Below are 9,067 nucleotides of genomic sequence, written 5' to 3' on the forward strand. Positions count from 1 at the left end.
CCTGATGAGACGCCTGAGCAACACATCAAGCGGTTTGCGAAGCTGACGAAATCCAACGCGGATCATGTCGAAACCAAGATGCTAAACGCGGAATTGTTCATTGCGGCTGAGGACTTTCCATCGGCGCGCCGCGCGCTGGGCGATCTGGTCGACAATGCGCCCGACGCACGCGCTTTGACTATCATGGCGGCGATTGAGCGTGGTGAAGGTAGCTCGGACGCTGTCGTAAAGGGCTGGCTGGCCCGTGCCCTTAGTGCGCCGCGCGGTCCACAGTGGGTGTGCGATGCGTGTAACAACATTCATTCTGAATGGGTTCCCGTGTGCAAAAATTGCGCGAGCTTCGATACGCTTAGCTGGAAATCTCCGCCCCAGTCCGACATTGCGACGCCAACAGGTGTGGCCATGTTGCCTTTGATCGTCGGGGCGCTTGAGGATCATTCGGTTGATGATGTCGAAGAAGCCGATTTGGACGAAGTTGAGGATGTGGTCGATGCCGAGCTCGTTGAAACCACAGGTGAAGATACTGAAGACGCCAAAACGTCCTAAAGAATACGGCAGGTGTTGCTGGTAAAGGCAGCAGCTGTCAATTCGCCCGTAAAATAGCAACCCGTATCAAGCGAGATGCGGCTATGCTCCCAGATTGCTTTGTCGACGACTGTGTGACCGTGAATCACCCAGTTGCCATCGTTGCGCGCCGTTTTCAAAAAACTGTCACAGCCCCAAAGCATGACATCCTGCGACTGTTGTCTGATTGGCAATGCAGGATCAAACGCTGCGTGCACACAATGCAGGTTTCCTGAAGACCAGCGAAGCGGCAGGTTCCGCAGCCAGGGCTCCAATCCTTCGGGCAGGGCGTCCCACAGTTCTTCGCAAGCTTCATAAAGCTGCTCTGGACCCGCGTCATGGGTAACGCCTTCGATGCTATAGCTTTCCAGCGTTTCCATACCTCCGAAGCGCAGCCAACGTGGACCAGCCTTAAGCGGCGTGTCGAGAAAATCCAGCATCATGCGTTCGTGGTTGCCCATCAGGCAGATCAGATCATCAGGATTTTCGAGGCTAAGGTGAAAGAGTTCGTCCAGCACCTGCGCTGACTTTGGGCCGCGATCAACATAATCGCCCAAAAAGACAAGCATCGGATCGTCAATCTCCAACGCTTCGATATCATCATCGATCTTGGACAGCGCAGCCTGCATCTGGTCCAAACATCCGTGGACGTCACCTACAGCATAAAAGGGGCGTTTTGGCGTCATTTCGATCTGCAAGGGACGCAGATTGATAGAGCTGGCTGCACCGCCGCGCTTATTGGTGAGGTTACCGAGCATGATCCTACCCTGCGTTACTTGGATCTACGACTTAGTCTAGCTTGCAGGGGGAGGCAAATACGAAGCGCAACCTTCGCAGTAAGAGGAAGCTGGTCTTGGAATTGTAAAAGCGCGAGTTGGTTGGCCCTGACCCAAGCGACGTATTGCCCCGAAAGAACGCAACGCATCCGCCCGCCGTCCGCCCCGATGACATTTTTGTTGTGTTGGCGGTAGTAAAGAACAGGCGCCGGATCATGGATGAACGTAGCGCCATGCGCTCGCAGCACAATTGCGGCCCACCAATCGTGAAACGGAACTGCATCGCTTGGTGCAAAGCGCTGCAACAGGTGAACGGCATCTGGCGAAAGCACACAGGTATGACCGGCGATACGATTGCGAAAAAGTGTACCGGGCAGGCCCAAGGCGGATGAACGGGGCTGCACCCTTTTCACGTTTAGCTTTGCGTCCGTGATAAAACGACCAGCGGAATAGATCGAAGGCCCGCGAGCGCCCCTCAAAAAAGCCAAGGCGCGTTCCAATTTGTCAGGCCGCCAAACATCATCTTGATCGCAGAATGCAACGAAATGTCCTGCGGGAACCTGCATCAAGCCGTGCCAGAAGTTCTGAGCAAGCCCGCGCTGCGGACCATCAAAGATGCGAAGCTGCACGGTTGGAATGCAATCGCGGGCGATGCTTACCGTGTCATCCCGCGATCCGTCATCGCTAAGGATGATGTCCCAATGAGGGTAGGTTTGACCACTGATCGAGCGCAATTGTTCCGCCAGAAACATCGCACCGTCGCGCGTTGCGAGCACTATACTGACCATTGGGAGCGTCGGGTTCATCTGCTAGAAATCTCAGAAAAACCTTTTCAAATACTAAAGAAGCGCCTCATTTGTGCCGCGTAGCGCCCAAGTTGCTGCCCCGCAGTTACATCAGTCTGAGTGAATGCAACGCTTGGGGGCGAAACGATGGAACTTTCGGTTCAGCATACATGGAATCTAGGACCAGTCACGCATAGCATGAACCTGCGCGACATGGATTTGGTGACGACAGCAAATGGAACCGTGCTCTACGGAACGAACGGGTCTACAGGCGGTGTTGTCAGTTATCTTGTTAACCCAAACAGCGGCGCGCTCAGCTATGTTGATAGCCTGACGCTGGCGCCGCTTTTGTCTGTGGACGGCCCTGCGCATCTGGAACAGATCACCTTCGGTGGACAGGACTTTCTGGTGAACCTTGGGCGTCACGCGGACGGTCTGGAAGCCATTCAAATCGGTATCGGCAGCAGTCTGGATACGCTCATTGATATGGCTGGCACCGACGGGCTGGGTATCAGCTCACTGATCTTTCATTCCGCTGATACACGCGATGTCGTTTATGCGAGTTACTGGGGCAGTTCCGATCTTGGTATCTATCAGATTAACGCGTCTGGTGGCCTGTCCTTGCTTGGACAGGTGAGTTCGCCATTTGAAGCGCAGGGCGCTGATCTAACGGGTTTTCAGATCACGCAGGTCGGCGGTCAGGACGTTTTGCTGTTCGCGGCAGGCGAGCAGGATGCGATCTATAGTTATACGATCAACGCCAATGGCGGTTTAGCCATTTCTGATGTTGTTCGGATGGGTGACGGGCTTCCTGTCGACACGCCGACGGCAGTGGAAATTGTCGAAAGCGGCGCGCAGCGTTTCGCTATTCTTGCCTCTGCCGGAACATCGTCACTCACGGTGATGGAGATTTCAAGCACAGGCCAGCTGACGCCGACAGATCACATTAATGCCAGTCTGCACACGCGTATCCAATCCGTTGTGGCGCTGGAAACGGTCAGTTTTGCGGACCGTCATTTTGTTATTGCCGGCGGTGCGGACGACGGGATCAGCCTGTTTCAATTGTTACCTGACGGGCGGCTTTACCATCTGGACGCTCAAGAAGACCTGCTTGGCGCATCGCTTGCCAATGTCACCGCAATCACGGCGCACGTGCGTGGCAGCGGCATTGATATCTACGTTTCCTCGGAGAGCGAAGCAGGCGTAACGCAACTACGCTACGAGCTGGGCGCGCAGGCGCTCGGGCAATATGCAAATGACACGGGTGAAGTGTTGAGCGGCGGCTCTAACGCGGACTATCTGATTGGCGGCGCTGGCAATGATACGATCACTGGCGGCAATGGTGCGGATATGATCCTCGACGGCGCTGGCTTAGATCTTATGACGGGTGGCAATGGCGCCGATGTTTTTATCCTTTCGCGAGATGGCACACGCGATGACATTCTGGACTTTGACCCGTCTATGGACAGGATTGATCTGTCTGGCTGGGGTCGGCTCTATGATGTCAGCGCGCTGACCTGGTCGATCCGCAATAATGGCGCGGAAATCACCTACGGCGACGAAATTCTGGTGATCCGCACGATCAACAATACGACGCTATATAGCGATGATCTTGCGGCGCATGAATTGTTCAATCTCTCCCATACAGACCTGAGTTACATGACGGGGGGCACCGACCCGCTGCTCGATGATACCGAGCCCGGCAACTATGAAGGGAGCGCAGGGAATGACACGCTTGAAGGCGGTCTTTCGGACGATACCATTCGTGGAAATCTTGGCGATGATGTCTTGATCGGCGGTGCCGGCGATGACGTTTTGAATGGCGGCGTTGGCGCAGATTACATTGACGGCGGCACTGGCAATGATTGGGTTAGTTATGAGGGCTCGCGCGGTTCACTGCGGGTTGACCTGATGTTCTCGCATATCAACACGAATGTTGCTGCGGGGGATTCCTATGTCTCGATCGAAAATCTGATTGGCTCGCAAGGGTTCGATAACTTGCGTGGAAATCTGAGCGACAACATTATTCAGGGCGGACGTAATGTTGATTACATTTTCGGACGTCGCGGCAACGATACATTGGATGGCGGGATTGGCGATGACGTGTTGTTTGGCGGCGCAGGCGAGGATGTTTTGATAGGCGGTGCGAACCGCGATCGTGCGCAATACTCTGAAGCCTTGAGCGGAGTTCGGGTCGATCTCAACAATCCTTCAAACAATACGGGCGAAGCTGCGGGAGATCAATTTGACGGTATCGAGGACCTTGCTGGCAGCCGCTTCAATGACCAATTGAACGGTGACTCGGGCGCCAATCGATTGTTTGGGCGCGAAGGTGCCGACGTTCTGCGCGGACGGCAAGGCAATGATTACCTTAATGGTGGCGCACATAATGACGTTCTCTACGGCGGAGAGGGCAACGATATCCTTCGCGGCGGTCAGCATTCGGATACGTTTGTCTTTAATTCCGGTAACGATGTGATCGAAGACTTTGACGGAACTTGGGATACCATCGCGTTAGATCAAAATTTGCTTGGCGGCGGCGCAATCACTGCTGCACGTGCCCTCGATTTTGCCAGTGTCATCGAGGGCAACACCGTCTTTGATTTCGGTGGGGACCAGCTAACCCTGCTTAATGTGGTCGATCCAGCCGCTTTGATTGACGACATAATCTTTGTTTAATTACCCAAGAGTATCAGAGCTCCAAACGCTCCATCAAGGACAGATCAAGCGTGACAAAGTCATGGAGGCGTTGTTTGCTCGCATCGCTTTCCAGAAGCGCCAGCAGCCGCGGCCAGCGCGGTTCTGAAACAGGACGATCGCCAACGTTGCTATGCGTACCCGTAAAGTCGAGATCAAAACTGTATAGGGCCTTTAAATCATCCTCCAACGCCGTCAGGTTTTCGAGCGAATAGACCCAATCGATTTTCGACATATTGCGCAGTGCACCGCGTAATTTGCGCCGTTCGGGCATTTCCCCAAAACCCTGCCCCGCCCGAATGCGCCGGGTGCCAAAATAGCGGCAATAGAAGTTGTCGTAGTGATCCTGAATGAAGGCTTGCCAGGCCGCATCACCACCAAAGAAATAGTCGTCCGCGCTGCTTTCCAGAATGATGCGTTTTCCGGAGTTTTGCGGCGCAGCGAGCGCGCCGCGGTCAAGCGCCTTTGCTTCTTTCAAGAGGTAGAAATAGAAGGATGCAATGCGTTCGCGTGGATCCCGCAAAATTGAAAAAACAAAACGTGGTCGCGGGATCTGATCCAGCGCAGTCCAATCAACATGCCCTGAATAAAGACTGTATCCAGCTGGAAACTGATCCTCTGCCGAAGCGGCCTGAGTGTGTACGCGAATAGGGCTGACATCGCGTGCACCGACGGCGCGGGCCAATTCGTTATGAACTGTTTGCCCCGCTGTTTTCGGGATGTGCAGGAACACGATGGGCGGGGGGCGCGAAGCAGAATCTAGCATGCGCTATGGGATAGGCGATTCCTCTTTATGTTCGGTAAACATTCATTGCTTCTTGCGCGCGAGGTTGTCCTCATGGGCAGCGATAGCATCCTCGATGTTTTTAAAATAGGTCAGCGTTCCGTCTTCTAAAACAGCACCTGACGTGCAGAGTTGACGGATCATTCCCATAGCATGCGATACAACAATAGCGCCAGAGCGCCGTGTTCGTTCAAGTAGCAGATCGCGGCTGCGCGATTGAAAAACGGCATCGCCTACCGAAGTCACCTCGTCAATTAGGTAGGTATCAAACCGTACCCCCATCGAAACTCCAAATGCGAGCCTTGAGCGCATGCCAGAGGAATAGGTTCGGAAAGGCAGGTGAAAATGGCCGCCAAGCTCTGCAAAATCACTGACGAAATCGATCAATTCTTCCGTATCGCACCCATAGATCCGCGCGATAAAACGTGTGTTTTGGGCACCGCTTAACTCGGGATGAAAAGAGCCGGCAAAACCAACAGGCCAGGAAACGCTACCACTGTGATGGATATGCCCCGTTGTTGGGGCAAGCGTTCCGGCGATCATTTTCATCATCGTTGACTTACCCGCCCCATTGCGCCCGAGGAGCCCGACGCAGGCCCCATCCGGAATGGTCAGCGATATATTTCGGGCCACGGTTTTTCGCTGTCCGCTCAGGACATAAGTCTTGCTGACATTCTCAAAGCGGATCATTGCGCTATCGACGATCCAGAAAGCTGAAACCAATCAGGGCAATCAGCGACCATGTCAGAAAGGCAGCGAGCGCGACAAAGGAAAGAAGCAACCCGCGCCGTGGAAAAAGCGATTGATCTGCGCGGGTCGGCAAAACATGCGCCGCAAGATACCGCGTGTTGCGTCGCGCCTCTGACACCGCTGCTTCGAATCCCGCGCGCGCCGCCTGATAGCTTTGTTCGGCAAACTCTACTTCGACAACCAGACGTTCATATTCGCCAAAAATCTGCGCCAAACCGCGCCGTCCGTTACCGCCCACGCCGATTGCGCGCTTGGTGCGTTCTTGGTCAATCCTTGCCTGCAACACTTTCTGGCGTTGTTTCGCTTGAGAAAGCCTTGTGTCAGAGCGCCGCGTATTTGCTGAAAGCATCTCGATCTCGATCAACGTATCAGTGAGCTGCGCTTCGAGCGAGGCAAGCAAGGAGGTTTGCGCGCCGGCATCAACGCCGGGATCAACCAACTCGTTCAACACCCTGAATTCTGTCAGGCTTGATCGCGCGCTGGCAAGCTGCCGTTTGGTTCGCTGGAGATCATCAAGTGCATATCGCACAGCGTCCTCATGCGCGATATTGTTGATATCATTTACCAATTCATTGCTTAGGCGAAGGATTTCTTCGTTGATCCGTTGTGCAGAAAACGGATCGAACGCTTTAGAGTGCACTTCAATAATGCCCCGCGTGCTGTCTAGCGAAACGTCGACCATTCGATCCCAATGCGCGTGCAAGTCCTCGACAAGTTTTGTGTCTGTAAAATCGAATACGGGATCGCCCTGGGGCACCGACCAAATGCCCGCGATATCAAGGGCAACCTGAACATCTTGGACCAAATGCTGGCTATGCAAATAGTCATAAAGAACGTCGCTATCATTGGCGCCAGAACCTGAAAGATCAGCGATACCACCGAGCAATTCAATCCCACTGCTCGCCTCTTCACTGCGGATACTGAATGCGAGCGTGGAGCCGAACTGATCGGTTGCGCGCATCCACAAATACCATGCAGAAACAGCAATAGGCAGACAAACCAACAGAACAAAACTAGCGAGCGCTGCGACATGTCTTTTGCGCATCCGCGCAACCCTGACAGGCGGTCGAAACGCAGGAGCGTTCCTGCCAGCGGGCTTCAAAATTGAAATGTTCTCAGCGAGTGTCACGACCGTTCCTCTTTGCTGAAACGCTTCTGGCAGATCGTCTTAAACAATCGGTAAACAATCGCTGCTAGTCACAGCTAAATGGCGGATCATTTGCTTAAAACCCAATCTATCAGGCCTCTGCGATTGCCGAGGGCGATGCAGACCATTCTCGCGCTCGTCCTTCGTGAAATGGCAACAAGCTACGGGCGCTCACCAGGTGGCTATTTGTGGGCAATTGCCGAACCTGTTGCAGGCATTGCTTTGCTGACTTTCATCTTCTCGTTGGGCTTTCATGCGCCGCCATTGGGGACAAGTTTTGCGCTTTTTTATGCTTCTGGCTTGGTGCCGTTTTTAGTCTACTCGGAACTTAGTGGTAAGGTTTCGCAATCCATCAACTTTTCGCTGCCTCTGCTTGGATATCCAAGGGTGACTTTGGTTGATGCCGTGATCGCGCGCGCGGTGCTGACCATGCTGACCCAAACGCTGGTATTCGGTTTGGTGTTGGGTGGGCTCTTTGTGTTCTTTGGCACGCAGGCGAAACTGGATTTCGCAGCCATTGGCTTTGCGCTTGTTCTGGCCTTCGCGCTGGGTGTTGGCGTAGGCATAATCAACTGCTTTCTCGTGACGCGATATCCTGTTTGGCAACGGGTCTGGAGCATCGCGAACAGACCGATGTTTCTGTTGTCCTGCGTCGTATTTACCTTTGAATCGATACCGCAGCCTTTTCGAGACTGGCTTTGGTTCAACCCCGTGGTTCACATTGTCGGAGCGCTGCGGCAGGGTCTCTATTTCGGCTATGAGGGTGCCTACGTGTCGGGCGCTTATGTGTTGTTTCTGGCGTTGTTCTTAAGCGTAGCAGGGCTCTTCCTGATCTGGCGTTTTAAAGACAGATTGCTGAACCGTTAGCGGATTTTGAAGGGCGCAAGTTAGGCAAAAATTCAGGAATCGGCCCTATGAGGAATGAAACCTTATGAACTGGGTGCTTGTAACGTGCTTTCCAAAATATCTCGTTTGTTCGATCACTATTGCGAACACCATTATGTGGTTTACGCGCCGGGGTTTCCAATTATCGACGCCGAGGGTCGTAAACTTGGGCAGGTAGAGCGGATTTGCTATGGCCGCACTAGCCTTCGGTTGGAAGGGTGGAGCATTGCAGACAAGATCGCGATTGGTGGTGCCGGTGTCCAGAATTGGCAAACGCCGGACATTTTACGCACTGACGTGAATGCAGCGATGGGTTTGGCGGCCGCGCGGCGAACTGGTTTCAATCTGTCTTGGTTTGGCGGCTCTTATCCGGTGCTTCTATCGCTCAGGATAGGAAAATCAACGCTTCAGATTATGTGCCCTGAGGTGCGCCGGATCACGCGCGCCAAATCGCATATTCACATCAGGATCAGCTTTGCGAAAGATATGCTGCGCGCGGCACCTGCTTTGGTACGTGCGCTTGCCTCGCCAACAGTTGTGAACCGTTTACGCGCCAAACGGGCGTTAGGGATGGAACATCGTCAGATCAGCAATATCCTGGATGCGCGGGTTTTTGAAAAGTGTGCGACGCCCCGTAGCAAACAAAAGCTGACGATCATCATGCCCGTGTTTAACGCAT

General features: G+C 53.8%; 8 protein-coding genes and 1 pseudogene. 4 read left to right on the forward strand and 5 right to left on the reverse strand.

The genetic code is table 11. The features are described from left to right. A pseudogene (locus WBC85_RS07235) lies at positions 1-546 on the forward strand (heme biosynthesis protein HemY); the annotation flags it as partial. On the opposite strand, the gene WBC85_RS07240 reads toward WBC85_RS07235, so the two are convergent. Both WBC85_RS07240 and WBC85_RS07245 read right to left on the reverse strand, forming a co-directional pair. After that, on the reverse strand, positions 543-1,322 hold the full coding sequence (locus WBC85_RS07240; protein ID WP_424434551.1) for a metallophosphoesterase family protein: 780 nt from the start codon (positions 1,320-1,322) through the stop codon (positions 543-545). The pseudogene WBC85_RS07235 and the gene WBC85_RS07240 overlap by 4 nt on opposite strands. Before the next feature lie 14 nt (positions 1,323-1,336). Then, the gene (locus tag WBC85_RS07245) at positions 1,337-2,146 is read right to left on the reverse strand and encodes a glycosyltransferase (protein ID WP_424434554.1); all 810 of its coding nucleotides are present in this window, start codon (positions 2,144-2,146) and stop codon (positions 1,337-1,339) included. Positions 2,147-2,272: 126 nt separating this feature from the next. Here WBC85_RS07245 and WBC85_RS07250 point away from each other — a divergent pair, with 126 nt between their 5' ends. Next, positions 2,273-4,804 carry a hypothetical protein gene (locus WBC85_RS07250; protein WP_424434557.1) on the forward strand — a complete coding sequence of 844 codons (2,532 nt, stop codon included), beginning with the start codon at positions 2,273-2,275 and terminating at the stop codon, positions 4,802-4,804. Between the two features lie 13 nt (positions 4,805-4,817). On the opposite strand, the gene WBC85_RS07255 is transcribed toward WBC85_RS07250, so the two are convergent. The 3 genes from WBC85_RS07255 to WBC85_RS07265 are packed head-to-tail and all read right to left on the reverse strand — an operon-like array spanning position 4,818 to position 7,401. Further along, positions 4,818-5,588 carry a sulfotransferase family 2 domain-containing protein gene (locus WBC85_RS07255; RefSeq protein ID WP_424434560.1) on the reverse strand — a complete coding sequence of 257 codons (771 nt, stop codon included), beginning with the start codon at positions 5,586-5,588 and terminating at the stop codon, positions 4,818-4,820. Positions 5,589-5,630: 42 nt separating this feature from the next. Next, positions 5,631-6,296, reverse strand: a complete 666-nt coding sequence (locus WBC85_RS07260; protein ID WP_424434563.1) for an ABC transporter ATP-binding protein — start codon at positions 6,294-6,296, stop codon at positions 5,631-5,633. Positions 6,297-6,300: 4 nt separating this feature from the next. Next, the gene (locus WBC85_RS07265) at positions 6,301-7,401 is read right to left on the reverse strand and encodes a capsule biosynthesis protein (protein ID WP_424434566.1); all 1,101 of its coding nucleotides are present in this window, start codon (positions 7,399-7,401) and stop codon (positions 6,301-6,303) included. A gap of 219 nt (positions 7,402-7,620) precedes the next feature. Between WBC85_RS07265 and WBC85_RS07270 the strand changes: the two genes are divergently transcribed. Both WBC85_RS07270 and WBC85_RS07275 read left to right on the forward strand, forming a co-directional pair. Then, a complete protein-coding gene (locus WBC85_RS07270) occupies positions 7,621-8,370 on the forward strand; it encodes an ABC transporter permease (RefSeq protein WP_424434569.1) in 750 nt (249 codons plus the stop codon). Positions 8,371-8,424: 54 nt separating this feature from the next. Then, positions 8,425-9,067: hypothetical protein (locus WBC85_RS07275; protein ID WP_424434572.1), on the forward strand; the 643-nt coding region annotated here is incomplete at its 3' end.

Origin of the sequence: Planktotalea sp. (assembly GCF_049680325.1) — a bacterium.
Classification (GTDB): Bacteria; Pseudomonadota; Alphaproteobacteria; order Rhodobacterales; family Rhodobacteraceae; genus Planktotalea.

Excerpts from the sequence above, each read along its gene's own strand:
- WBC85_RS07255 (WP_424434560.1), bottom strand. The coding sequence starts at position 5,588 with ATGCTAGATTCTGCTTCGCGCCCCCCGCCCATCGTGTTCCTGCACATC.
- WBC85_RS07265 (WP_424434566.1), bottom strand. The coding sequence starts at position 7,401 with ATGCGCAAAAGACATGTCGCAGCGCTCGCTAGTTTTGTTCTGTTGGTT.
- WBC85_RS07245 (WP_424434554.1), bottom strand. The coding sequence starts at position 2,146 with ATGAACCCGACGCTCCCAATGGTCAGTATAGTGCTCGCAACGCGCGAC.
- WBC85_RS07250 (WP_424434557.1), top strand. The coding sequence starts at position 2,273 with ATGGAACTTTCGGTTCAGCATACATGGAATCTAGGACCAGTCACGCAT.
- WBC85_RS07260 (WP_424434563.1), bottom strand. The coding sequence starts at position 6,296 with ATGATCCGCTTTGAGAATGTCAGCAAGACTTATGTCCTGAGCGGACAG.
- WBC85_RS07270 (WP_424434569.1), top strand. The coding sequence starts at position 7,621 with ATGCAGACCATTCTCGCGCTCGTCCTTCGTGAAATGGCAACAAGCTAC.
- WBC85_RS07240 (WP_424434551.1), bottom strand. The coding sequence starts at position 1,322 with ATGCTCGGTAACCTCACCAATAAGCGCGGCGGTGCAGCCAGCTCTATC.